23 protein-coding genes are annotated in these 25,112 nt (G+C 49.7%); 11 read left to right on the top strand and 12 right to left on the bottom strand.

Annotated features, from left to right (window positions below; genetic code table 11):
* Positions 1 to 389 precede the first annotated feature (389 nt).
* From AC1S5B_RS14080 to AC1S5B_RS14060, 5 genes are all read left to right on the top strand, one after another.
* Positions 390 to 1,748 carry an FAD-binding oxidoreductase gene (locus AC1S5B_RS14080; protein ID WP_482036299.1) on the top strand — a complete coding sequence of 453 codons (1,359 nt, stop codon included), beginning with the start codon at positions 390 to 392 and terminating at the stop codon, positions 1,746 to 1,748.
* A gap of 173 nt (positions 1,749 to 1,921) precedes the next feature.
* The gene (locus AC1S5B_RS14075) at positions 1,922 to 2,221 is read left to right on the top strand and encodes an RNA recognition motif domain-containing protein (protein ID WP_482036298.1); all 300 of its coding nucleotides are present in this window, start codon (positions 1,922 to 1,924) and stop codon (positions 2,219 to 2,221) included.
* Between the two features lie 194 nt (positions 2,222 to 2,415).
* A complete protein-coding gene (gene rpsU / locus AC1S5B_RS14070) occupies positions 2,416 to 2,601 on the top strand; it encodes a 30S ribosomal protein S21 (protein WP_458649845.1) in 186 nt (61 codons plus the stop codon).
* 232 nt (positions 2,602 to 2,833) lie between these two features.
* Positions 2,834 to 3,373 carry an acetolactate synthase small subunit gene (gene ilvN, locus AC1S5B_RS14065; RefSeq protein ID WP_482036297.1) on the top strand — a complete coding sequence of 180 codons (540 nt, stop codon included), beginning with the start codon at positions 2,834 to 2,836 and terminating at the stop codon, positions 3,371 to 3,373.
* A gap of 88 nt (positions 3,374 to 3,461) precedes the next feature.
* Positions 3,462 to 4,067, top strand: coding sequence for a hypothetical protein (locus tag AC1S5B_RS14060; protein WP_482036296.1), 606 nt, complete (start codon positions 3,462 to 3,464; stop codon positions 4,065 to 4,067).
* A gap of 139 nt (positions 4,068 to 4,206) precedes the next feature.
* Here AC1S5B_RS14060 and AC1S5B_RS14055 read toward each other — a convergent pair whose 3' ends face one another.
* Positions 4,207 to 4,500, bottom strand: a complete 294-nt coding sequence (locus AC1S5B_RS14055) for a hypothetical protein (RefSeq protein WP_482036295.1) — start codon at positions 4,498 to 4,500, stop codon at positions 4,207 to 4,209.
* Between the two features lie 301 nt (positions 4,501 to 4,801).
* Here AC1S5B_RS14055 and AC1S5B_RS14050 point away from each other — a divergent pair, with 301 nt between their 5' ends.
* On the top strand, positions 4,802 to 5,008 hold the full coding sequence (locus AC1S5B_RS14050) for an NblA/ycf18 family protein (RefSeq protein WP_482036294.1): 207 nt from the start codon (positions 4,802 to 4,804) through the stop codon (positions 5,006 to 5,008).
* Positions 5,009 to 5,331: 323 nt separating this feature from the next.
* Here AC1S5B_RS14050 and AC1S5B_RS14045 read toward each other — a convergent pair whose 3' ends face one another.
* From AC1S5B_RS14045 to mtnA, 3 genes are all read right to left on the bottom strand, one after another.
* On the bottom strand, positions 5,332 to 5,733 hold the full coding sequence (locus AC1S5B_RS14045) for a fasciclin domain-containing protein (RefSeq protein ID WP_482036293.1): 402 nt from the start codon (positions 5,731 to 5,733) through the stop codon (positions 5,332 to 5,334).
* A 391-nt stretch (positions 5,734 to 6,124) separates the two neighbouring features.
* Positions 6,125 to 7,339, bottom strand: coding sequence for a glutathione S-transferase family protein (locus AC1S5B_RS14040; RefSeq protein ID WP_482036292.1), 1,215 nt, complete (start codon positions 7,337 to 7,339; stop codon positions 6,125 to 6,127).
* A 32-nt stretch (positions 7,340 to 7,371) separates the two neighbouring features.
* Positions 7,372 to 8,439, bottom strand: coding sequence for an S-methyl-5-thioribose-1-phosphate isomerase (gene mtnA, locus AC1S5B_RS14035; protein WP_482036291.1), 1,068 nt, complete (start codon positions 8,437 to 8,439; stop codon positions 7,372 to 7,374).
* A gap of 272 nt (positions 8,440 to 8,711) precedes the next feature.
* Between mtnA and AC1S5B_RS14030 the strand changes: the two genes are divergently transcribed.
* Positions 8,712 to 9,542, top strand: coding sequence for a DUF4230 domain-containing protein (locus AC1S5B_RS14030; RefSeq protein ID WP_482036290.1), 831 nt, complete (start codon positions 8,712 to 8,714; stop codon positions 9,540 to 9,542).
* Here the strand turns inward: AC1S5B_RS14030 and AC1S5B_RS14025 are convergent.
* From AC1S5B_RS14025 to AC1S5B_RS13995, 7 genes are all read right to left on the bottom strand, one after another.
* Positions 9,532 to 9,720: a hypothetical protein gene (locus tag AC1S5B_RS14025; RefSeq protein WP_482036289.1), complete on the bottom strand. Its 189-nt coding sequence runs from the start codon at positions 9,718 to 9,720 to the stop codon at positions 9,532 to 9,534. The genes AC1S5B_RS14030 and AC1S5B_RS14025 overlap by 11 nt on opposite strands.
* Positions 9,721 to 9,834: 114 nt before the next feature.
* Entirely contained in the window at positions 9,835 to 10,860 is a 1,026-nt protein-coding gene (locus AC1S5B_RS14020) for a M48 family metalloprotease (protein ID WP_482036288.1), read from the bottom strand.
* A gap of 203 nt (positions 10,861 to 11,063) precedes the next feature.
* Entirely contained in the window at positions 11,064 to 12,950 is a 1,887-nt protein-coding gene (locus AC1S5B_RS14015) for an ABC transporter substrate-binding protein (protein ID WP_482036287.1), read from the bottom strand.
* A gap of 45 nt (positions 12,951 to 12,995) precedes the next feature.
* The gene (locus AC1S5B_RS14010; protein ID WP_482036286.1) at positions 12,996 to 13,607 is read right to left on the bottom strand and encodes an ExbD/TolR family protein; all 612 of its coding nucleotides are present in this window, start codon (positions 13,605 to 13,607) and stop codon (positions 12,996 to 12,998) included.
* A 22-nt stretch (positions 13,608 to 13,629) separates the two neighbouring features.
* A complete protein-coding gene (locus tag AC1S5B_RS14005; RefSeq protein ID WP_482036285.1) occupies positions 13,630 to 14,367 on the bottom strand; it encodes a MotA/TolQ/ExbB proton channel family protein in 738 nt (245 codons plus the stop codon).
* A 185-nt stretch (positions 14,368 to 14,552) separates the two neighbouring features.
* Positions 14,553 to 16,457, bottom strand: coding sequence for a mechanosensitive ion channel family protein (locus AC1S5B_RS14000; RefSeq protein ID WP_482036284.1), 1,905 nt, complete (start codon positions 16,455 to 16,457; stop codon positions 14,553 to 14,555).
* Between the two features lie 10 nt (positions 16,458 to 16,467).
* The gene (locus tag AC1S5B_RS13995; RefSeq protein WP_482036283.1) at positions 16,468 to 17,550 is read right to left on the bottom strand and encodes a glycerate kinase; all 1,083 of its coding nucleotides are present in this window, start codon (positions 17,548 to 17,550) and stop codon (positions 16,468 to 16,470) included.
* Between the two features lie 95 nt (positions 17,551 to 17,645).
* Here AC1S5B_RS13995 and AC1S5B_RS13990 point away from each other — a divergent pair, with 95 nt between their 5' ends.
* The 3 genes from AC1S5B_RS13990 to AC1S5B_RS13980 all read left to right on the top strand — a co-directional run bounded on the left by AC1S5B_RS13990 (position 17,646) and on the right by AC1S5B_RS13980 (position 22,293).
* Complete coding sequence (locus tag AC1S5B_RS13990; RefSeq protein WP_482036282.1) at positions 17,646 to 18,596, top strand: isopenicillin N synthase family dioxygenase; 951 nt, start codon at positions 17,646 to 17,648, stop codon at positions 18,594 to 18,596.
* 247 nt (positions 18,597 to 18,843) lie between these two features.
* On the top strand, positions 18,844 to 19,404 hold the full coding sequence (locus AC1S5B_RS13985; RefSeq protein WP_482036281.1) for a DUF1802 family protein: 561 nt from the start codon (positions 18,844 to 18,846) through the stop codon (positions 19,402 to 19,404).
* A gap of 243 nt (positions 19,405 to 19,647) precedes the next feature.
* Positions 19,648 to 22,293 carry an AMIN domain-containing protein gene (locus AC1S5B_RS13980; RefSeq protein ID WP_482036280.1) on the top strand — a complete coding sequence of 882 codons (2,646 nt, stop codon included), beginning with the start codon at positions 19,648 to 19,650 and terminating at the stop codon, positions 22,291 to 22,293.
* A 104-nt stretch (positions 22,294 to 22,397) separates the two neighbouring features.
* Here AC1S5B_RS13980 and AC1S5B_RS13975 read toward each other — a convergent pair whose 3' ends face one another.
* Entirely contained in the window at positions 22,398 to 23,018 is a 621-nt protein-coding gene (locus tag AC1S5B_RS13975) for a DUF3172 domain-containing protein (RefSeq protein WP_482036279.1), read from the bottom strand.
* 181 nt (positions 23,019 to 23,199) lie between these two features.
* On the opposite strand from AC1S5B_RS13975, the gene AC1S5B_RS13970 reads away from it, so the two are divergent.
* Positions 23,200 to 24,537: an ABC transporter ATP-binding protein gene (locus AC1S5B_RS13970; protein WP_482036278.1), complete on the top strand. Its 1,338-nt coding sequence runs from the start codon at positions 23,200 to 23,202 to the stop codon at positions 24,535 to 24,537.
* Positions 24,538 to 25,112 lie beyond the last annotated feature (575 nt).

The raw sequence follows: 25,112 nt of genomic DNA, 5'->3' as shown, positions 1-25,112 counted from the left end.
CAGTTTTATGTATAGTACACCCATCTTCAATGGGCGCAGACCCTAGCAACGATCTTGGCTTTAAACTACTTTTTCTGACAAGGTATCAATGACCCGCGATCGCTCTACCTACTTAAAAAAGACTTCAAAAGGACTTCAAACTGATTTAGGACTTACCCACTGACAGAAAATCAGAACCTAGGTCTCCTGTATTTAGCCCTATGAAATACATTAAGATATTGTAATGTCTAGCGATGCTAAAGCGTAGACACGAGTTCCTCCCAGACCTAGCAACCCATGGCTACTCTCGCTCTGGTGCAGGGCAGCCCAGGAATTTTGCCTTTGAGGATTCTGTATCTAGCTTCAGCAAGGCTAATGTCTTGTATCCACTGACTCTGTGAGAGCCTGCCATGGTGTCTACTGTGCCCCCATTTGATCTGGAAAGTTTAATTGCTGAGTTGGCGGAATTAGAGATCATCACCGATGTGGCTCAAGTTAGTAAGCTATCTCAGGATTACTACACCTACAGCCCGCTCCTTCAAGAAGCATTAGCAGATAAGCGGGGAGATGTGGTTGTCAAAGTCAAGAGTGAGGCGGAAGTGCTGCGGGTGGCGAAAGCGTGTGTGAAGTATGGAGTGCCGCTGACGGTGCGGGGGGCAGGCACCGGCAACTATGGGCAATGTGTGCCGTTAGAAGGCGGCGTAATTTTGGATGTGTCTGGGATGCAGCAGGTGAAATGGGTGAAACCGGGAATTGCCTGTGTGGAGCCAGGGGTAAAGCTTTCAGCGATCGATAAATACACGCGGGAAAGCGGTTGGGAAATTCGCATGTTTCCCTCTACTTATCGTAAAGCGACGATTGGCGGCTTTATTAGCGGCGGCAGTGGCGGTATTGGCTCAGTGACCTATGGGCAATTGCGCGATCGCGGCAACCTGTTAGCACTGCGGGTGGTGACGATGGAGGCAGAACCGCAAGTGGTGGAACTGCGCGGTGATGATGTCTATAAAGTGGCACATGCTTGGGGCACCAATGGCATTATTACCGAGTTGGAGATTCCTCTAGCGCCTGCTTATGCTTGGTCAGAGGCGATCGTTGCCTTTGAGGATTTCATGACCAGCGCCCGATTTGGTCAGGCACTCGGCAATAGTGACGGCATCATTAAAAAAATGGTGTGTGTCTGTGCTGATCCGTTGCCAACTTACTTTGCTGCGTTAAAAGGCACTATTCCCACAGGTAGCCATGTGGCAATGGTACTCATTGCAGAATGCAGCTTGGAGCCGTTTGCAGAGTTGGTGAAGGAATTTGGCGGTCAGGTTTGCTATCAAAAATCGGCGCAAGAGGCAAGCAAAGGCATTACGTTGGTGGAATATTCCTGGAACCACACTACGCTTCATGCTCGTAGCGTTGATCCGACGTTGACCTATTTGCAAACGTTGTTTCCTGATGATCCCGAGTTAAAGGTGCTTGAGCATTTGTATGATCACTATGGGGATGAAGTGATGATGCATCTGGAATTTATTCGAGTAGGGGGATCGATTCGTCCAGTGGGCTTGCAGGTGGTGCGCTATACGACGGGCGATCGCCTCCAGGAAATCATGGACTATCACGAGTCAGTTGATGCCTACATCTTCAATCCCCATACTTACATTTTGGAAGATGGCGGCAGAAAGACCGTTGATATTCAGCATTTAAGCTTTAAGGAAAGGGTTGATCCCCTTGGATTGCTCAATCCTGGAAAAATGAAAGCATGGCTAGAAAAGCGCAGCTAGTCAGGTTTTCTGCGCCTCAAAAAAGGTGCCTCGATTGGATCTTATGGTATGCTCATCCGAGCGGTGATTTATTTTTGGGGCTATTTGTCTTAACTTTTACGGGTGGATAATTTCCTAAACTTAACCCTTTATTTTTCTCGCAAATTATTTCTCTCGCAAATCGGAGACTCGTTATGTCTGTTTACGTTGGCAATTTATCCTTTCAAGCCACCGAGGAGAATGTTAGAGAAACCTTCTCGGAATATGGAAAGGTTGTAAGTGTGCAGTTACCCAAAGATCGGGAAACGGGTCGTATGCGTGGGTTTGCGTTTGTAGAACTTTCTTCTGACGCTGAGGAAACGGCAGTGATTGAAGCGTTGGATGGGGCAGAATGGATGGGGCGTGCCTTGAAGGTGAATAAGGCAAAGCCACGAGAAGATCGTCGTCCTGCGGGTGGACGGGATAGCTTTGGTGGGAATGATCGCCGATACTAACTAACTGATTCTTATCAGAAGCTTAAAGAATCGAGTTTTGAGAGCGTTTGATTCGATCTTCTTTGCTCGTTGTTTCTAGAAAAATGCCCTGCCATTCGGCAGATGAAAGGCACTGAAATAAGGACAGTTCGTTTGTGTTAAGAGTCCATTTCAGTTCATTTGCCAGTTTCATTTCACTTTAAAGAGGTAGTAGCATGACTCAAGTAGTTGTGGGAGAAAACGAAGGGCTTGAGTCGGCGCTCCGTCGATTTAAACGACAAGTGGCAAAAGCAGGAATCTTTCAAGATATGCGAAAGAATCGCCATTTTGAAACGCCGATCGAGAAGGAAAAACGTAAAGCGATCGCCCGTCGGAGAAAGCGATTTCGCCGTTTTAGCTAAGTTTTTGGGTAAGCATGTTGTTGCGCTCAAGCAAGTAGCTGAGAAACGACAGTGCTTGGAAAATCATGAGCTACCCACAAACTAGCGTATGAATCGCCAACACACCACGATAAGATAGAAAACTAGCTGTAAGGATCGACCTAACTCAGAATTTAGGTTGCATCAATCACACAAGCTTTTATCTACACTTTTAAATCTCACCCTCTTTTGTTGAGATGAGCAGCATATCGGCATGAAACACACATTATCCGTTTTAGTTGAAGACGAAGCAGGCGTTTTAACCCGAATCGCAGGTTTATTTGCGCGGCGTGGGTTTAACATCGAAAGCTTGGCAGTTGGACCCGCCGAGCAACTGGGTATCTCTCGAATTACCATGGTGGTTCCGGGAGACGACCAAATTATTGAACAATTGACCAAACAACTCTACAAGCTGATCAATGTGCTTAAAGTGCAGGATATTACTGAAGTGCCCTGTGTTGAGCGCGAACTAATGCTAATGAAGGTGAACGCTAGCAGCGCAAACCGCTCTGAGGTGCTTGAACTGGCACAGATTTTTCGGGCGCGAGTGGTGGATGTTGCTGAGGATTCCCTGACGCTAGAAGTGGTGGGCGATCCGGGTAAAATGGTTGCGATTGTTCAGGTGCTAAATAAGTTTGGGCTGCGAGAAATTGCTCGGACTGGCAAAGTGGCTCTGACGCGAGAGTCAGGCGTGAATACTGAATTTTTGAAGTCGCTGGAGTCTAAGGTTGAAGGACTAAGCGCGAGGGGTTAGATTTGTCACGGAACTCCTAAATTTCAACTGCGATCGCAAAAATTCCTATATTCTAAAGGGCATGTTTAGGTTGTGCCCGCAGATCATTATGTTGTCCCATATTGTTCGCCCGATGGTTCAAACCCAAGTTCGACTGCTGGCAAATAGCCGTGCAACTCGTTCGGTGCTGATTTCAACCGTTGCTCAATGGCTCAGCTTTTTAGGCGTTCATGCCCAAGTTGAACACCTGAAGGCAGCGAATGGCAAGATTCATCTATGTCTTACAGTCAATAAACCTGAAGCCTGCGATAACTGTGATTGGCAAAAAATTGTCAGCAACTTGGATGGCTGCACAGCAGATCATAGTCCAAACCCAGACCTTGCTCAATTTACAACCCATCAGCAAAGTACTCTCCAACGATTGCTTGCTTACTTAATTCAAGTGGGCAGTCCTAGTCAACCAACACCCTGGGATCAGTTGCAGCCCCAGTTGGAGGCTATTGGCTTTGATGAACCCACCATGCTAGGGGTGCGATCAGCGTTGAAAGTACCCCAATCGTTAGATGATTTGGTAGATGGATTGGATGCGGATGTTGCCGCGATCGCCCTGCCAAAAGCGGTGAGTCTTGCCATGATGGATCGGCAGGTGAATCAATCCGAAGATCAAGCATTGGCAGCGTTGCTCAAAGCAATGAAACACGAAAGCACCTGTTAAAGCGAATTGGATCGCAAGTTATGAAAGAACGGACGTAGTTTTGGCGCGATCGCTGAACATTGCGCTGGCATTTGTGCGATCGTTAATAATGCTTCGCCATCAGCATCCACCGCTTTCGTGGTCAGTTAAGCTAACCCAACTATTCCCAGGTTGCCACCAGCTTTAACACAGGCGGAATTTCTTGGTCGATCGCAAACTCTAGCTGAGTTTCGCGTAGCCCCAAATAGCCCGACTCCGCAAAAGAGAGTAGCAATCGTTGGAGGGCTAACCATACTTCGGGGTCATATTCCCAGTCGCCATTTCGCTTCGTATGAGCCGCGATCGCCTTCAGCGCCCAAAAGTAGCTGTTTCGCACCACCGAACCGCCCTTCTTGAACTGCGGCAAATCTTCATGATGAATGAACAAAATTTGTTGTTGAATGCTGGCTCTCATGACCTGAACAGCCTGGTAACTATGAACTATGTTATCGTGCTACGTCTGCTCGTAGCAAACTGCCACGCAATATCCGAATGCTTGTTAGGCAATAGACGATTGACAAAGTTTTTACGAGAGAAGATGGGAAGCTTGTCAATATTAAAAATATTAAATTATCTAAATAATTTGTTATGATATTTAACATGGCATAAAAATTATTCTGCCCGCCCAGTCACAGTTAGCTCGCCCTTCCAAAGCAAGATTTTAAGACAGCTAGTTTAGCTATAGATTTTAATTTCTCTATTATTGAGTGTAAGAAATGATAAACCAAGCAATCGAACTTACGTTAGAGCAGAAGTTTAATCTCAGATGTTTTTCAGACCAAGTGCAACGCATGTCTCGTGAACAAGCCCAAGAATTCTTGGTTGCACAGTATCAACTCATGATGGCTCAGGAAAAAATGTATCAAGATCTCCTGAAGCACGAATGGCAATCAAATATCGCTTCTCTACAATCTGACAAATAAGCTCTAATTTTCAAAGCTATTAATATCAACATTGATTTTTGCTTTAGCCCTCATCCTCAACCATTTTCCGAGAGCGAGAGAGGGAGTTTGAACCCTCATCCCTTTCTCCAGGAAAGAAGAGAATGAGGGAAACTTGCAAAGCTGAGAGGTGCCCTGAAGTTCTTTGATAACAGAGTTTACAGAGTTTTTTGAGCTTCCTAAAGCTTTAAATGAAATAGCGATCAGTTTGTGTAGAGGACAAGCAGAAAATCACTGTGTTGATTTGTGAGTTTCATCAATCGTAAAGCTCCCAGGAATAGCAACTGCTATTCCTGGGAATCAACTTATGCAGGAATTAGCACCGTGTCGATAATGTGGATAACGCCATTATCAGCCGCTACATCAGCAGTTGTAACTGTGGAGTCGTTAATCTTAACGCCATTGGAAGCATCAATCTTGACTTCAGAACCTTCAACAGTTTTAGCCGATTTTAGTTTGGTAACATCAGCCGCCATGACCTTGCCAGAAACGACATGATAGGTCAGAATTTTCGTCAGTTTAGGAATGTCTTTTAGCAGCGCATCTACTGTACCTGCGGGCAATTTAGCAAATGCCTCGTCTGTGGGTGCGAAGACCGTGAATGGACCTGCACCTTTAAGCGTGTCTACTAGACTAGCAGCTTTAACAGCAGCAACCAATGTGCTGAAAGAACCTGCGCTAACAGCAGTATCAACGATATCAGCCATGTGTCTTACCTTGTGTGTGGGTTGTCTGTTAACAAAATCATTTATTTGTTAATGATTGTTAACAATTACTAGTATGACAGCTTTACAACGGCTTTATGTTTGAGATCCTATTTAAGTCAATATTTACGTCGAAAGAAGTAGTTTCAATGGCTCAAAAATTCTCAAATTGGCTAAAATCTCTATCCAGAAAGGGGTGCGATCGTAATTGAAACCATGCTTTAGCTCTGATCGACCCGCGATGGTCTACGTGCTGAGACTTTAGTAACCGTTCAGCCGAACGTTCAGTCGAAATCGAAATCCTGCTGTTGGATCGTTTGTTGCTGGACTATATTTTTCTAACCGCGATCGCTCTTATCATTGGGGCTTGATTTATCAGACAACCCGTCGATCTTCAGACAGCCTCATGTCTAGCAAAGTTTGCTGGGTCTTGATCCCGTCGGTGGTGCATGAGCAGGGGGGTGCCTTGGCGATCGCCCACTAACGCAGCAGTTTTCTCCAGAGCTTCTCTCAGATGTTTGGCAGCGTAGATCGACATATCACGCGGAACATTGATGCGATCGCGCAAATATCGCAAGGCACTATCTGATCCGGCTGGAGGCATACAGACTTCGCCCGTCATCATCAAGGTTAGGGCACAGCGCAGTGCTTCATCAAACACGCGATCGTCCGCAGGGTTGACCCGAATAATATTATGGCGGTGCTTAATCACCCGATGCAGCGCCTCAACACGGGAAGTTTCGGGTTCTGGATAGGTAACATCGGGCAATCCAAACCAGGGTCCGTTATCTACTCGTTGCTTGTTGATTTGCATCTGTGGTTCGCCGTTCTCAAAGCAGCCGCCCATTTGCGGCGGGAGATCATGCACATGAGTATGAAAATCGCTTTGAGTGCCGCGATAGGTGGGTCGGCTTTCCATGGCATCAAACCAGGCAGATAAGCGCGGGTTTTCTTCCCGCAAAGAATAGCCTTTGTAGTAGTAAAGACTGGCGTTCATCCGTTCAACATAGGGAGTGAAGATGACATCGGCAGTGCCAAACTCGTCTAGAAAGTAAGCTCCGGGAGTGCGACCCAATGCTGCTTCAACTCGTGCCGCGATCGCCGTAAATTGGGCGCGGTTCTCTTGCTCTTGGCGGGATGACCCTGATGGATAGCACAGCCAAGCGCACCAAGCTCGAAATAACAGACGCTCTAACTGTCTAAGTGGCATTACTTTTGGGTCTGTCATGCCTAAACCGAGCGCACCAAACTCCTGTTCTAATGCAATCAAAATATCATCGCTTTCGGTAATGATGCGACCATCTAACTCAATGGCGGGTAGCATTCCCGATGGCACTTTGCGCTTGTACCAACTTTCTTTCTGCCCGTAACAGAACATAGTGACTTTCTCAATCCGGTATGGAATCTGCTTTTCTTCCAGCCACAGCCAGATTTTTTGGCAGTAAGGGCACCAAGCATGATTATCGCGGTAGAGCGTCACTCGGATATCGGATTCAGCATGACCGAATAAGCGCAACTCAGCCTGAGCATTGGTAGCACCATTAACTGGATCGACTGGGTAGTCTGCCAGCGTTTCTAGCTCTGTCCAGCTTAAAGGGTTAGAAGTCATAGGAGTGGAAAAAGGAAAAGTGGTGTGGATTATCAAAGGGCTACAGCCGATTTTGCGCTTAGCCGATCGCTCAACTCACTGGGAGCGATTGCGCCATGCTCGGTAATAATTGCGGTAATCAATTCGGCTGGAGTGACATCAAAGGCGGGGTTATAGAACTCGGCTCCGGTAGGGCAAAGGATCGTGTCGCCGATTTGGTAGACTTCGCTGGCATCACGTTCTTCGATTGGGATTTGTCCACCATCGGCGATCGCGAAGTCAATGGTGGATAAAGGAGCCGCAACATAGAACGGGATATTGTGGGCTTTAGCAACCAGGGACAGGCTATAGGTGCCGATTTTGTTGGCTGCGTCGCCATTTGCCGCAATGCGATCGGCTCCCACGACTACCAGGTCGATCATGCCCAGCTTCATGCAGTGGGCTGCCATATTGTCCGTAATCACCGTCACGGGAATGCCTTCCTGCACGCATTCCCAGGCAGTTAGCTTAGCGCCTTGCAAGCGAGGACGGGTTTCGTCGGCGTACACCCGCTCCAATCGTCCTGCTGTCCACGCCGATCGCACCACCCCTAACGCCGTGCCGTAGCCTGCTGTTGCTAGAGCGCCAGCGTTGCAGTGAGTGAGAATTCGCAGTTTGGCTGGAGTCGGTGGCAAAATGCTTAAGCTGTGGTCGCCAATTTGCTGACAGGTGCGAATATCGTCTGCGTTGATCGCGCGTGCGGCTTCTAGCAATACAGTTTGGATCGCATCAACGGAGCCTTCAGTGTGATAGGCAACCTTCATCATGTGATCGATCGCCCAAAATAGATTGACCGCGGTGGGGCGTGTGGCTCGGAGACGTTCCGCGACTTTTTCCAACTGAGTCAAGAATTCAGCGCGATCGCTCGTTTCAATGTCCCGTGCGCCCAAATACACGCCGTAGGCTGCGGCGACCCCGATGGCTGGGGCACCCCGCACAATCATGGTTTCGATTGCCGTTGCCATCTTTTCATGGTTGTGAATCTCCACACTGCCATATTCATTGGGCAACCGAGTTTGATCAATCAGACGCACATGGTCATTGTGCCAGATAACCGGATAAACGGGATTTGCTTGAGTCATCGGGAACATATGTCAGAAACTAAAGAAATTATCCCTGAATTTGTCCTCATCTAGCCATTCCACTTTTGGATCTGGCACAAGGGACTAGACATTTCCAACGATTCGTAGGATTATAAACAGGTGAGGAGTTGATCGAAAGAAAAAAGCCCTTGGAGTCGAAACACGGACAGACGCCCAAGGGCTTTTTTCATGGGATCTTTTCCATGTAATTGACAGCAAGGCAGTAGACAACTGAATTGCTTTAGGTTAAAGTCGTTAGCCATAAGTGCCCCGTGAGACAAGACGATCATCACTACCGCCCCAGAGGAAGTTGGGTCAGCGGCATACTGTGGATGCTGTCGGGTGGCGCGTTGACGGCGGCACTGCTGATTGGATTTAGCCAGTGGCAATGGGGCGATCGCCTGCTTTCTGCCTTCAATGTTTTGATCAATCCGCCGCAACCTGCGCCCCAAGTGGATGTGCGATCGATCATGGTTCAAAAAGTGCGGGAAGCTAGCGAACTAACCACGGCAGCCTTCACCATGCAAGCCGTTGTGCCCACAGAGCAAGATGCGACCTTGAGCGGTTTTACCATCGGCACGACCAAGTTGCTTTATATTGCCTACGGCGAAGTGCAAGCAGGGATAGATCTTAGCCAACTCACTGAGGAAAATGTCCAAATAAACGGCGACACCATTCAGATTCAGCTACCGCCGCCCAAAATCTTAAACAGCAACATTGATGTTAATAAATCTCAGGTTTATGACTACAACCGAGGTTTTTTGGGTTTGGGACCTGATGTGGCACCCGATCTGCAAACCAAAGCACAACAAGAAGCCCTTCAAAAAATTGTGCGCGCCGCTTGCGAGGAAGGCATCTTGCAAAAAGCCAGCGATCGCGCCAAATTAGTGGTGACTCAGTTACTTAATACCGCAGGCTATAAAGCAGTGACTGTTAATGCGCTGCCGGTTCAAACCGAGACTTGTTTTCAATCAGGCGAATCCAATATTTCCAGCCCGGTTATGCCCGACAAACCGCAGCCAGCCAATTCGCAACCAATCAATTCGCAACCAATCAATCCGCAGCCAATCAATCCGCAAGCTCCTGTTCTTCCTAATTCTTAAATTCGTGGATCAAATTTGGGGGCACTGCGCGAGGTCCACCGGGTTCCAAGCGACCCGGTTTACCGCTGGCGCGATGGTAAGCGGCTTCCGCAGCGGATGTAAAACTAGCAACGGCTAAAGGTGACACAACGGCAACAATCATCAGAGCGTTAAGCGTAACTTTTGCAATGGCGTTCATGGGTTCAATTCCTGCTTGGGGGCTTATTGTTCTTTACGGTTGAACGATCCCAAATTATGCAGGTTGAATGAAATTGCCCTCGCTCACAGATCAACAGGTAGTCCGTGAATGGAGTTAAGACCCCAGCGATCGCTCAATTTGCGTCAGCCGGTCAATCCGAGATTGAGTGGAAGGATGGGTGGAAAATAGCCTAGAGAAAGCCTGTCCAGAAATAGAGTTGATGATCAGCAACGGAGAAAATGCCGGATTTGCCTGCATGGGGATTTGCCGCCCGCCCATTTCTAGCCGCTGAAGGGCATTGGCTAATCCACGCGGATTGCCCGTCAGCTTGGCTGCGCCTGCATCCGCCTCATACTCTCGTGTGCGTGAAATTGCCATCTGAATCACACTGGCAGCAAGCGGTGCTAGCAGCGTCATCAATAAAAGTGCAATGGGGTTAGGACGGTTCTCGCGATCACCCGTGCCCCCAAAAAAGAACGCCATTTGTCCCAGATAGGAAATTGCGCCGCCAATCGTTGCCGCCACTGCCTGGGTTAACGTGTCGCGGTTCGTAATATGAGTCAACTCATGGGCAATCACCCCTTCCAGTTCATCCGCTGGCATCATTTGCAAAATGCCCTGGGTGACTGCAACCACCCCACGCTCTGGACTACGACCCGTTGCAAACGCATTAGCTGCCTGCGATGGCACAATATAAACCCCCGGCATCGGCATATTGGCTCGCTGACTTAACCGCTCCACCATTTCAAACAGTTCAGGCGCTTGCTCCCGGCTCACCGGTTGCGCCCCAAAGCTAGACAGCGCAATCTTATCTGAAAAAAACCAAGAGGCAAGATTCATTGCGCCCCCCATTACCAGACCCAGCAGCAAGCCACCTCTGCCGCCAATCAAACCGCCGAGCGCCACAAAAACACCTGTCAACAACGCCAAAAGGGCGACCGTTTTAAATTGATTCATGGTTTTTCCTTTCTTGAAAACAACTGCTAAACCTACTGTAGGTAAACCAGCGCCCAAATGATCGCAAAGATTCCTATGCCGACAGCTATTTAGCTTATGGGACAGATAGACTAGCGAAGAGCGATCGCCCATCATTTCAGTCAGGCGATCGCGGTGGCTTGCTGTAGCACTACTTTCGAGCATGGCGGTTAGATGGCACCTTGGAGAGAATCCATGCCCATTGCGTGGAATGAGCGAGTGGCTCAAGGGCATGTCGCCGTGCCCAGTGCGGCGAGTCTAGATTCTCAGTCGGTGAAAACTAGGTCTTAACTTCTCAGACATCCTCTAAACCATCAATCAAATAGATTGAATTGCGATGGAGCATTGAAGAATTGGTTAGCAAAACCTTATACTCGACCTTTCCCCTTTTCATGCATCTTCAAATCCTGGATATTCCACAAGCCCCAACTGGGTAAGCCGGAGTATTGCAGACCTTGAACGGTGTTGCGGGCTGCCATCAAAGCGCGATCGTTGACCAGAAAAATCACGGGCAGATTTTCTTGCACGACGCGCTGATAGTCCGCATAAATTTGCTGTCGTTTGGCTTCATCAAGTTCCCGCGCTCCGGCAATCATCAGGCGATCGATGTCCTGTTCAAACTCGTAAGGCTGCCAACCTTGAATCGGCGGTTGACCGGGCTGTTGCTTCAGGTTGAAGGAATGGGAAGCACCGCTACTCAGCCAGAGGTTTGCGGCTGAGTGAGGCTCGATGCCGCCCGTGAAGCCGATCATGTGGGCATCCCATTCGCGGGAACTAGAGGTTTTTTCCACTAGCACGTTGAAATTCAGCGGCGTGAAATCGACTTGGATGCCAATTTTGCTGAGGTCTTCTTTCACTTGAGCGCCGATCGCCTCCCGCACCTTATTTCCAGAGTTGGTCAGCAAAGTAAACCGCACGGGATTTCCTTCTGCATCTAAAAGCTGAGTTTGCTTATACCGAAATCCCGCTCCTAGCAGCAGTTGTTTCGCTTTTTCTAGATTGTAATCATAGGTTTTTAAGCCTTGCTCCGGTTTAAGGAAAAAAGGACTTTGGACGGAGATGGGCGAGTTCAATACAATGCCCAATCCCCGGAAAATATTAGTGTTGATTTTGTTGCGATTGATCGCGTGGGCGATCGCCTGCCGAAATGCCAGATTGCTAAACCAACGCTGTTTTATCGGATCTACAAATGGCTTGCCGTCCTGATTGGTCGCCTTGTTCAAGTTAAACGTGAGATATAGCACCCCCGACCAAGGACCGCCATTGTAAACCCGAAAATTTCCGCGTTCTTCCTCTCGCTTCAGCAAAGAATAATACTCTGGGCGCAGGGGACGGGCATCGCCCATCACATCCAGTTCACCCGACCGAAACCGCAGCAGTTGGGTATCGGTGTTTTCGATAAACTGCCAAATGATTCGCTCCACATAGGGCAAGGAATTTCCCTGAGCATCTTTGCGCCAGTAGTAAGGATTACGCCGAAACACGAGCCGCTGCCCTGCCACATAGCTCTCCATTTTGTAAGGGCCATTCACCACAACTTTTTGGGGATCGGTGTTGGTGCCCCAGGTAGACAAAAATGTCAGGTTGCCATCGGTTCCTTTAGTAGTCAGGGTTTCCGCCAAAATATGTTTTGGCTGGATGGCAATGCCATCGGGACCCGCAGTTGCCCGCAGAAAAGGCGCAAACGGTTCTGGCAAAATAAACTCCACCGTCAAATCATCCAACTTGCGGGGCTGGGGAAAAGCTTTAGCTTCACCGATTTGAATACTTTCTTTGGCATCCGTGGGAATGGCGGGATTTGCCACAATATCCCGATAGGTGAAGACAACATCGTCGGCGGTCAGCGGGTGCCCATCCGACCATTTCAAACCAAGACGCAGCTTAAACACAATCCGTTTATTATCTTTTGACACTTGCCAAGATTCTGCCAAGGCAGGTTCTATTTCTCCCGTCACCCCGTTTTCAGTTGTCAAACATTCGTAGCTAAACAGGAAAATGTTGGGGAAAGTGTTTTTGTTGGCAAAGTTGAAGGTGTTGGGATCGCTGAGGGTGCTGAGGATGAGTTGAGACTGTTGCGCCGTCTGAGTTTTGTAGAGGGTGGACTGGCAACTGGTGAGCGGCAAGAGTAAAAAGAAACACAGGAATAGGGAGAGCGATCGCCACCCAATATCCTTTAACCACTGCAACATCTGGCTCACGCCTAAGTTACGCCGAACCCAAAGCCCTACTTTCCATACCCAATTCCATCTTTTCAAAAAATTTTCCTCTTACCCAATGGTTACCCTATATTCTTCGCTTTTTTAAGGCGATGGGATGGGAGATGGAGTCACGATTCCGTTAGGGGCGATCGGTGTGACCAATGCGCCGGGTACTTGCCCAGACCCAGTCGGACTTGCGCCAGGAGCGGGACTGGTGCCAAACGGCTCAAAGGGATTGAATGGAGCAGCAGGGCTAGTCGTGTCGGGTAGAGTGGTGCTGGGCAAGGCACCCGGTGAGGTCGCAGGCAGTGGAGTGGTTGCCAAAGTCGCGCGATCGCCCCCCACTGATCGCATCAGATCGAGTATTTTGATCACATCATTGTAAAGGGCATTGGGAGATGCATTCAGCACCAGCAATCCTGATGGGTTTTGCTGCACATAGAGCGCCAACACTTGACCCAGTTGAGCGCGATCGACGGGCTGCTGATCAGCATAGAGTTGACCTGTAGGGGCGATCGTTACCGTGATCATTTCTCGATTACTGGAGAGCGGCACACCCGTATTCGCTTGCGGCAAACCCGTGTTAATTCCTTGCTGACGTGTGAACTGGAGTGCCGCCAGAATAAAAAATGTCAAAATGCAAAAGATCACATCAATCAGCGGAGTGATCTGGATTTGCACATCTTCAGAGGGCCCATCGGTATGGATTTTCATAGGTCAAAAAGGGGGCTAGAGACTAAGATTTGAGCGGGATGGAAGGATCACTGGGCGGCAGAGGATTAGCGGGTTGAGTTGCCTCTGTTTTAACAAATTCTTCCCCGTCTAGCTCGGTCATAACTTTGCCGTCAGTTTGTGCCCACCGTTGACGATAGAGCAACTCCAACTCATTTCCCGACTTGCGAAACACCTTAGTTTGATTGAATAAGAACGCCTGAAAAGTGCGATAAAACACAAGGGCACCAATGGCAACAACTAGCCCAACCGCCGTGCTAATCAACGCTTCCCCAATGCCCGTCGTAACTCCAGCCGCAGACCCACCGCTGATATCCCCAATCCGAATATTTCGCAGGGAGATGATTAGACCAATCACCGTTCCTAGTAAGCCAAGCAGCGGAGCCAAGGCTATCACGGCTTCCAGAATTTTGTCGCCCCGCCGCATTGCCGCTAGTTCATCATCCGCAGAGGCTTCTAAAGCAAGGCGCACCAGTTCTGGATCGGGGTTTTTGAGTTGCAGTGGACTGAAGAGAAACCGACCGATCGGCTGGTCGTATGACTGTCTGGCAATTTCGGCAGCAGTGACCCAGTCATTCCGCCGAATCGGATCGAGGACACGATTAACGGTTTCACGCTCTTTGGTCAACACGCCAAACCAAAACCACGATCGCTCAAAAATGGCTGTGAGCGCCAAGATAGAGAGCAACAGCAGCGGCACCATTGTGGGTCCACCTTTTTGAAATAGCTCTGCAATATTCACCGCTCATCTCCTCCATTACTGCGCTGGAATAATCAAATTCAAAGCATTCTAATTCTAGAGACTCTGTAGCGCTTTCATGACAGTTTGTTGAAATTCCTGCGATCGCACAAGGTGGGTAGAGTCGGGTTTCGGGTTCTAGGTTTCGGGTTCTAGGCTTCGGGTTTCAGGTTTTAGATGCAGAGTTTTTATACTAACCCCTGTCCCCTGATCTCTGGTTCTTGCTCTTCTGGCACCTGCCCCCTAGCTTCTGGCAACGCCCCCCCCACTTCTAGCACCTGCTGAGGAATGCTGCCTCGAATGTTATTTTTGGCGAGGGCACGACGAAGGCGACGACGAAATTCTCGCCCAATATTCCACTGTTCAGAAGGCTTGGTTTTAATCCAGGTGCGAATGGTCATCTCGGTATGGGAAAGATTTTCGACACCCAGCACTTTGGGCATTTCTAAAATGCGATCGCGCCATTCAGGTTCGGCGTAAAGATTTTGGGCTACTTCATCCACGACCGCAATCGCTTGATCCACATCAGTTTCATAGGCAATTTGAAGATCAAAATTCACCCGTGACCAGGTGCGGGTTAAATTTTCGACCTTGATGATCGAACTATTGGGAATCGTGATCAGCCGCCCTTCCACATCGCGAATTTGGGTAATGCGTAGATTCATATCTTCCACCAAGCCCGTCGTCCCACTAATGGAAACAGTATCGCCCAAGCCGTATTGGTCTTCCCATAAAATCAAGCAACCATTGATTAAATCCTTGATCAAATTTTGGAATGCCAGCGAAACCCCAAAGGCAACGAGTGCGCCGCCCGCCAGCACGGAACCAATGGGAATGCCGAATACCTGAAGTGCCAGTGCGCCGCCTATTGTCCATACGACAAAAGTTTTTAAGCCTCGCAATGCGGTGATTGCCGTTGAAATCCGCAGAGATTTGCGCTGAAGATCATCAAACTCAAAAATTTGAAAGGCTCTGAACTGATCGGTTTCCCAGGCAAGGGCAAAGCGATCGATCAAAATTTCGCCTATCCAGTTTGCCAGCACCATCAAAAACCAAATCAGTAGTAATAAAGCCGGAACGTCTAACAGAGTAGCGCTGAGGCGATTGGTTTGGGGAAAGGATCTCAAAATTGCCGCCAACCCTAAAAGACAAACTGCTACCTGCCCCCAGCCCAAGAGCCAGCGAAAGATATTGAGCCAGTGGCGACGGGATAGAACGAGGGGCGATCGCCCAAATTCCAATTGTTTTTCGGGCTGAGTAGCGGCATTGGGAGGAGATGCCGTGATTGCTGTTTGCTCAAGTTTGGCAAGAATATCTTGCTGTTGGGTTGTCTGCTGCCCTCTAAGCTGTTTGTCCAATCGCCCTAGCGATCGCTGGATTAACCACAGCAGCAAACAAGCGCAAAGGGTCAGCAACCCTGCTGATGTGGCGGCTTCTATGCGTTTGCCAGATTTTTCTGGAAGGCGATTCTGCAACTCAATATCCAATTCTGTGCTTAATGTAGTGCGCCATTGTTTCGATAAATCCTCAATCGATAGCCCGTAATAGTCGGCATCTGGGTTAGTAACTGTGAGCAACGATAGACGCTGAGTTCGGTAGTTATCGATGGCAGCAATCACCGTTTCTCCTCGTACTTTGGCAAGAAACACTTGCAGCGTTTTGGGATCAAAGCGGGTGGAATATCCTCGTTTTTGCTGAATATCTTGAGGCTGATCTTGAGCAAACACTCGTTTTAGATTGGCTTCTATTTGGTTCGCCCTCACTTCAACTGGAATTTGTTGACCTGGATTTTTGCGATCAAGAACCGTAGGCGAAGCGACTTTAAATAGTTCTTGCTCATCTAAAACAACCGGGGCAACCTCAATTGCGCCATAGCGCTGCACACCAGGCGGGGGCTTGTTGATAGTATCCAAGGCTGCCGGAAAAGAGGGCATTGGCAATTGCGCCACTCGAATGGCTGCTGGCGGGATTGCGGCGATCGCTCGATATCCCACCGGGATCACAATTAGCAAAATCGTAACGCTACACAACAGGAGTAGCCGCAATCGTTTGGCTAGGGGCGATCGCGGCAACTTGGTCAATTGAACCCTCATGACTCGTTCCTTAAATTTGCATCCATCCACTATCTCGCACGGGCGACAATTCGGCATCTATACTGCGATAAAGTGCGCCCATGGAATGATCCGGCTGGATTTCGATCGCTAACTCTGCGGTTTGTAGAGCGGTTGGCATGAATAGTGCTGGGTGCAGCGATCGCCAAAAATAATCCACAAATCTGTCGATTTCCGCGTCACTCATGCCCGGTTTGCCCGTCGCTCTCATCTGCTGTTCTGCCTGTTTGCGCCATTGTTTACTCAGCCGATAATCCGGCAAATACAGCACCCACAGACTGTCCAAGCATTGCCATAACGAGAGATAGTCCTGTAGACACTCATTCATATCACGGGCAAAGGTGCGATCTGCTTCCGTCAAAATCGGCGGCGGTGCCTGGTCGAATGCTGCTGAATCGATGGGCTGCACACCAACAAACCAGCCTTCAAACAAGATGACATCCATGTTTTGAACCTGTTCAGGCGTAGTGCGATCGCCCGCTCCATTGTGCAACGACTTATCGAACCGTGGGATGGCAATCACCGAATTAGAAGCTTGACGAAGGCGATCGAGGGTTTCAATGCCCAACGCCACATCATGGGTTCCCGGCGGACCGCGCCAGATCAGCCGAGGATCTTGAGTTTGCAAAGCTTGGCGATCGCTGAATGTTTTGTACAGATCATCCAATGACCAGGTGAGCGCGTTTAATCCCAGATGCCGCAAAATCAGGGTCAGCAGCTTACCCAGGGTTGTTTTTCCGGTTCCCTGCCCGCCCAAAATTCCTTGCACAAAGGGTCGCCCAACCTGTTGATGGCGATCGGCAAGTTGTTGAGCAAGGGGTAACCACACCTGCCACAGCGTGATCAGATAATCAGCCGGATTGCCAAGGGTTGCCTGACAAAATTCACAAAACTCTGGATACACCCGCTGAAGCAGTGCCGCTCGTTGCTGAATGGCGCGTTCCACTGTCACTGCTGACAGATCAAATGCGGCGGCTCGTCGCTTGTCTGCTAAGGCATCTTGCTCTAGCGATCGCCAGTTCGCAATCTCCAAAGGGTTGCCCACCACTAAATTATTAAGAATGGGTTCAATCATTACTGCACATTTAATTGGAGAGCGATCGCGTCTTTCATCTAAGAATTAACGCTACGATCGCAAGAGTTTCACGTTTCAATCTTGAGTTCTAGCAAATGTCCCTGACTCAAACTATCCCAGTTTTAGACCTGCACCTGTTTCAGGCGGATGATCGCGATCGCCAAAAGTTTGTCAGCCAATTAGGTCATGCTTTGGAAAACACTGGCTTTTTTGCAATAGTGAATCACGGCGTTGATTCTGACCTAATCAACCAGGCTTATCAGGTAGCACAGCAGTTTTTTGAATTGCCCACCGCCACAAAATGCCAGTATGAACCGCCAGCCCCAAGTGGAAAAGGGGGATTTACCTCTTTTGGCAAGGAACACGCTAAAGACCATGCTGCACCCGACTTGAAAGAATTTTGGCATACTGTGCGCGAGTTGCCGCCCTCCAAGACTCTCCCAGCCGACCATACAGCTAATTTTCAGGTGACAGAAGTTCCCCAATTTCAGCCGGTAATGGCTCAGCTTTACGCCCAGCTAGAAACCTGTGCGCTCAAACTCCTACAAGCCTGTGCCCTTTATCTGGGAGAGTCAGAAACCCTAATGACAGACATGGTGCGGGACGGAAATACGATTCTTCGGATTGTTCACTATCCACCGATTCCAACCGATATTGACCCAGCCAGCCTCAGAGCGGCTCCCCATGAAGACATTAACTTGATCACGCTACTGTGTGAAGCCACAGATGACGGGCTGGAACTGCTCCAGCGAGATGGCTCTTGGCTGCCGGTGCGATCGCTGCCGGGGCAAATCATTGTAGACAGTGGCGATATGCTGCAACAACTGACCAATGGCTTACTGAAAAGCACGACTCATCGCGTGGTCAATCCAGGGAATCATCGCGATCGGCGGTTTTCCATGCCCTTTTTTGTCCATCCTCGCAAAGAGGTGGATTTAACTCCGTTAGCAAGCTGCATAGCCAAAACTGGAACTCAGCCATTTCCTTCGATCACTGCTGGAGCCTACCTAATGCAGCGGTTGCGAGAAATCGGATTAGCCCCCTGAACATGATTAGAAGATCAGCCACCCGCAGCAAACGTCGCCATAATTGCCGCAGACAAAACCAATCCGGGAGACAACATCAAAATCAACATAAACAGATCGTGGGTATTCATAGACGGGGTTGAACTCTAATACAACGGGGCTTGTCTACTTTAATGCTAATCAGTTAAGACCACACTTTTCACTCCAAGCCTTGAAAAAAGCTAAAGATTGGCGCAAGATGAGCAAAAAACTGAAGCCTTGAAGCGAAATGCAAAAAACCACATCCGCATTCAAAGAATGGCAAGTGGCGGTAAATGCCCTAGAACAGGGAGAAACCATCTTGTTATTGCGGAAAGGCGGTATTCGGGAGACTGGGGGGAAGTTCAGCGTTCAGCATGAAACGGTGTTGTTGTATCCGACCTATGAACATCAGCAGCCGGAGTTGCTCAAGCCACTTTATGCGGCTCAGGTGAAGCCTGTAGAGTCGGGCTGGCATCCTCAGCAGGTGAGGATTGGATCGTGGGCGAAGATTACAGAAATTGTCCAAATTACCCAAGAAGGCGAGATCGCTCGTCTATTGCCATTTCACATCTGGAATTTGCAGTGCATCACAGAGCGGCTTAAGTGGAAGCACAGTCAGCCGATCCATGGGCTGCTGCTGCGAGTGTATAGGCTGCCTGAGCCAAAGACCATTCCTTATCTTGAGTCCTATGGTGGCTGCAAATCGTGGATTGACTTGCAAACCGCGATCGCATTGGATGACCGTTACCCGGTACTAGATGACGCAGAGTATCAGCAACAGGTAGACGCGATCCGAGAGCAGCTTTAACGAGAATCGGGAAAACTGCCGAAACCCGAAACCTGAAACCTGAAACCGAAATCCAATTTGTAAACTTTTTTAAAGCTTGCGCTGCATTTAGCAAGAACCAGCGTAAATAGTATCCATCTAGCTCCATATCTGGTGATATGCCGATTGGTCTGGATGAAAGTGCGATCGCTAGTTTTGCCATATCTCGACCAATGCTAAATCTAGCCTCCTCTTCTGAAACTTTGTGCCTCGTCCTGAAACACCATGCAAAACCCAAAATTTGAGATTAGAGCGAAGTCTTTGTCTACCGAAGGTTTTTTGGTAGATATACCGCAACTATTGAGGGTGGGGCTGGTAGGACTGCTAACTGCTGGAACGCTAGCGATCGCGGCAACAACTGCTCAATCTGCCGCTTTAACCCATTGGCGTTATGATCCGGCGGCTCAACAATTGGAAGTCACGGTTAAAGAAGGGGTGACACCACGCTATTTTTTGATGGCGCAACCTGCCCGAATTGTCTTGGATCTGCCTGATACTCAGGTGGGGGAAGTCAACGTTAAGCAAACCTACACGGGATCGATTCGCCAAGTGCGAGTTTCTCAGTTTCAGCCCGGTCTCACGCGAATTGTGATGGAGCTTTCTACAGACGCAGTTTTTGCACCGGGACAGGTGAAGCTAGAGAAGACCAATCAATCCACTTGGGTGTTGCGTCCATTAATCGCCAATGCGTCAACGGCTGAAACTGCATCAACGGCTGAAACGGTAGCAATGCCACCCATGAAGGCTCCAAGCCAGACGATGCCCCTCCAGGAAGGTGCTAATGCAGCAAGCCCCGTTTCGGCTTTGCCTCCGCCACCATCTCCAGAGCTTGATTTACCATCCAGTTTTCCTCCGGTGTCGCCAAAACCCTCTACGGCTGTAGGGACAGTTCCTCCAGCAGCAGCCCCTGTTCAGGGAGCAGCTATTCAACCTGCCAGTGTTCAGCCAACAGCGCTCGCTGAAGGGTCTGATGTCAGCCCGATGAACCATAACTTGATGGAGGGCGATGTTTCATTGCCGCCCGTTGCTTCGCGGTCTGCTCAATCCACTCCTTCTGGGTTAACTGCCGTATCTCCCCAAGCGGTTCCTGTAGGGAGTCCTGTGGAAAGCTTCGCTAACGTTTCACGAGTCGCCCAAGCATCCCCCACCGAGAAGGCTACGCCATTGCCTCCCAGCACCGCGCAGCCAACGTCTGATCTATCGATTGATGTGAGCCAAGCCGTCAAACTGGATGTTCCGCCGCCTGTCTCGCTGCCTGCTGCTTCTAGGATGGCGCTGCCATTGCCATCAACCCCACGATTAGTGAAACCATCCCTACAGGAATCGCTTGCCATTCCGGCAACGATAACGGGGCTTTCTTCAACCTATCCAGAATCAGGAGTCTCTCCGGCACCTCGTAACGTGCCCGTGCCTTTACAAGCTCAACCGTTGACCGTTCCGGCGATCGCGCCTCCGACCTATCCAACGGCTGTGGAGGCAAGCAAACTGGGAGCCGCGATCGAAATCCCATCCACGATACGCATTGCCAGCGATCGTTCAGCACAGGTGACGGTTCCAGCGATTACCGCCCCAACCCCGACTCAACTAGCAGCAGTTCCCCCATCGACCACATTGGCTGCACCGCCTCAGACTGCCATGCCCCCGCTTGACTTGCCCATTCTTTCTGCCCCGGCTTCCTCCATCACCGTGCCGCCGCCCATTCCCAGCATGATGCAGCAGCCCCTCCCTGAAGTGCGATCGCCGTTGCCAACCCTGCAACCTTCATCGCTACCCATCCTCCAGCCGCAGACTTCTAGCGTGATGCAGTCAGCCGCGCCAATCCAACTGCAACCCGCCCAACTGCAACCCACCCAACTGCAACCCGCACGGGTCATTCAACCCCCGATTTCTAGCGTGATGCAGTCTGGTTCTCCCATGATGCCGCTGCCCTCTGCGGTATCTCAACCGCCGATCTCCAGTGTGATCCAAATGCCTGGGGTACAATCACCCGTGTATAATCCGCCTATGATCGCGGTAACCATGGCTCAACCGTTGCCCAGCTTGCCCCAGTCCACCTTTGCAGAGGAAGGAGGCACCCAAACAGCCTTAGTTTCAGTGCCGCCCTTGCAAACCCCAGCCCCCCTGCCTCAAGCTCCAGCCGTGTCTGTGCCGCCCTTACAGCCCATGAGCCTCCCGGCTGCAACCGTGACACCGATTCCAATGTCTCCAACAGCACCCTCTGGGGATGGGTTTCCTCCACCGTCTCCGATTGAGTTTGGCAAATCCTTACCCATTGGCGGAGCAACTGCACTGAATACTGTGCCAACGACTTTGCCAAATTATTCCGCCCCATTAGCCACCATGGCACCCTCAGTAACATCGCCGCTGGCAATCCCCATGATGTATCAATCCTCGGTGTCAGGGTTGGTTCTGCCTGCCGGAACGATGCTGATGTTAAGCTATCCCGGCACGGTAGATCTGAGCCTGACGGCGGGAACGCCTCGGCAAGAAGTACTAATTTTGCAAACCGAGGTGCGCGATTCTCTAGGGAATATCGTGTTTCCGCGAGGCAGTTTTGTGACTGGGCAGTTTGATACTAGCCGCGAGGGCAGTAAGTTTATGGCGATGGCAATTACTCAGGGCGATCGCGCCATTCCTTTTGCTGCCGAATCCGATCCCATCAGCGGCAATCGAGAAATCTCAAGCTCATCCCTAGCGCTCTATTCCGGAGCAGGCGCTTTGGCAGGGGGCTTAGTCAGCAAGTTCTCAGGGCTAGGCGTTTTGTTAGGCGGGGCTGCCGGGGCTGCAACAAACCTCTTCACTTCACCCAAACCCGCCACCATCCAACCAGGGCAAATCATCCAGATCCGCATGACCCGTGAAGTGCGCTAATCAAGCGAATAGGCTATGTCCAATCTACGAGTAGTTGGTATTTCCTACTGAAGCAAGGGGCTTAAGCCTCTTGTTCTCTGAGTTAGTGCCTTAGCCCTGCTCCCCTAAAACTGCTTGTTGTCCGGTTCAGCAACCGGTTTACCATCGGGACCGTTTTGATCTAAGAACAAGTTTTTGGCAACATCGTTTTGATAGATACAGGTGATGTCCGGGGAACTTTCTAGTGCTCCCGTAAAGCCAAAGGTGTTCATCCGTCGCTTACAGTCACGTACTTGTTCAGCGTTAATCAAGTTTCGCTGCTCCAAAATTGACCAGTTATTGGTTCGCAAGACGCATCCAGGGCGAGACGTGGGCTGAGAAACATAGAAGTTCAGCGGGTTCAGCGTCACAAAAACTCTCAAATCGGTAACGATAGCGCTGGCACCAAACTGGACACAGATCTCTGGGTTTGGCGCTTTTGTATCCAAGTCGCTTTGAGTCACAATTTTGGTGCCAGTACTGCTATTGTTGCCCCCCACAGAGCTAAAGCCCATACCAAGACCAATCCCTAAAATCAAGACTCCTGCCAGTACTGCTAGAGAGGTGGCATTCAAAGTAATGGATTTTTCAGGTTTGCGGGGTGGCTGATTGCTGGGTTCTGGAGTGGAGTAATCATCATACTCCCGCTGAAATTCGCGATCGCGTTCGTAGTTATCTAGAGGAGAACGAGGACGACGTTTTGCCATGGGGGTGTCTATGCAGTATGCAGCGTGCTTCTGTTTGAGTTTAGCAGTTGGGGCGAAAGATGACAGACGTTCATCCGGCGATCGGGCAAAGATTGGGGATTGATTCAGCCCAAAAGGTAAGCGTAGGTTGAACTTGCCCTAAGATGAGGAAGACCAGTAGCAGGTTATAGCGTCAAGCATCGTGGCACAAGTCGTTTTAGAAACTATTTACAAAAGCTTTCAGCCCGGAACGCCGCAGTCTGGGAGTTCTGCACTTCCCGAACAGACTGCACTCCGCCAGCCAACGGCGGTTCTGCGAAACATTAATTTAACGGTCAACGATCGCGAGTTTATGGTGTTAGTCGGACCATCGGGCTGTGGTAAAAGTACGCTGCTGCGGTTGATTGCCGGACTCGAAGACCTGACGGGCGGCAACATTTACATCGGCGATCGCCTCGTCAACGACCTGCCTCCCAAAGAGCGCGACATTGCCATGGTGTTTCAAAATTATGCCCTCTACCCGCACATGACGGTGTATGACAACCTCGCGTTTGGGCTACGGAGAGCGGTTAAGGGTCAGGAAAGAGGGATCAGAGAACAGGAAATAGCGAACAGGAATGAACAAATCTCGAAATCCGAACCCCGAAATCCGAAACCTAAACCCCGAACCCCGAACTTCCCTCTCTGGCTAGAAAATTTGCTGATTGAAACGACTCGCAACCTGCCGAAAGGATTGCGCTATCAGCCCCCCCGCGAGAAAGAGATTGATCAACAGGTACAGCGAATTGCTCAAATTTTACAAATTGATGGATTGCTAAATCGGTTACCCAAGCAGCTATCGGGTGGGCAAAAGCAGCGGGTAGCGCTGGGGAGAGCGATGGCACGAGATCCACAGGTGTTTTTGATGGATGAGCCGCTTTCTAACCTAGATGCAAAATTGCGGGCAGAAACGCGATCGCACATTGTTAAACTTCAGCGTCAACTGGGCACCACGACGATTTATGTGACCCATGACCAAACTGAAGCAATGACCATGGGCGATCGCATTGCCGTGATGAACGCAGGACAAATTCAACAAATTGCGTCCCCGCTAGAACTTTATAATCATCCAGCCAATCGATTTGTAGCGGAATTCATTGGTTCACCGCCGATGAACTTCCTGCCCATTCAGGTAAAAGCGCCGCTGTTGATTAGTCAAGATCCGTTTCGACTAACGCTTCCAGCGGCATGGGAAGCGGCACTTCAGCCTTACGACGGGCAAGAAATTCTACTGGGAATTCGCCCAGAACATCTCAGCGTGGGGATGCCAGCCCCCAAAAACTTGCAGGTGCGGGTGGAATTGGTGGAAGCCTTGGGGAGTGAAACCTATCTCACCGTGCGCTGGTTAGATGCACCGACAACGCGCCCGATGCTGCTGCAAGCTCGGATTGAACCCGATCACTCCGTCCAGGTAGGAGATGATGTGTGGCTGGCGATCGCCCAGGAAAAAATCCACCTATTTGATCCCAATACGGGCTTGGCGATCGCCCAGAAACCATAGAAACTAACCCCGTTCGGTAACTCCATCACTATGCGAGTAGGAAATTGTCGCGATCTTGATTAGGCGGCTACCATGCACCATAGCCGATTGCCCAGAATACTTACCCAATACTGCTGCTGAAACTCTGGATATTTCTACTACAACCGATGACAACTACGCCACTTCATTAAGTGTATCTTGTGTTGTTTTCATCGCTTAGATTTCATATTTTGTGTGGCGTTGCGAAAACTGTCATACGGCTTCACTACTTTTTCACCATAATCAAAAAACGCTTTATCGAAACTTTACTAAGTAGATGAATGAGGGGTAGACAAGCCTTTCAATCTAACTCAGCGATCGATTAAAACCTGTCAAAGAAGAAATTTTACTTTGGTTACCGTTAATAGTTTTAGGTGTTCCAGTCACATAAGCGCTCCTTCAATCACTGGATTAAATCCATAACATTCCATACTGACCGTGGAAACCAACATTCTTCCCTGTTGCTGAATGACTTGATTCGGATTCCTGTATCTTCAACTGAATCAAGCCCTGATGGTGCTTCTACCAAACAACCTTGCACCCATAAGGCAACTTAA

Source organism: Leptolyngbya sp. CALU 1928 (genome assembly GCF_056784215.1).
This window is presented reverse-complemented; position numbering and strand designations above follow the sequence as displayed.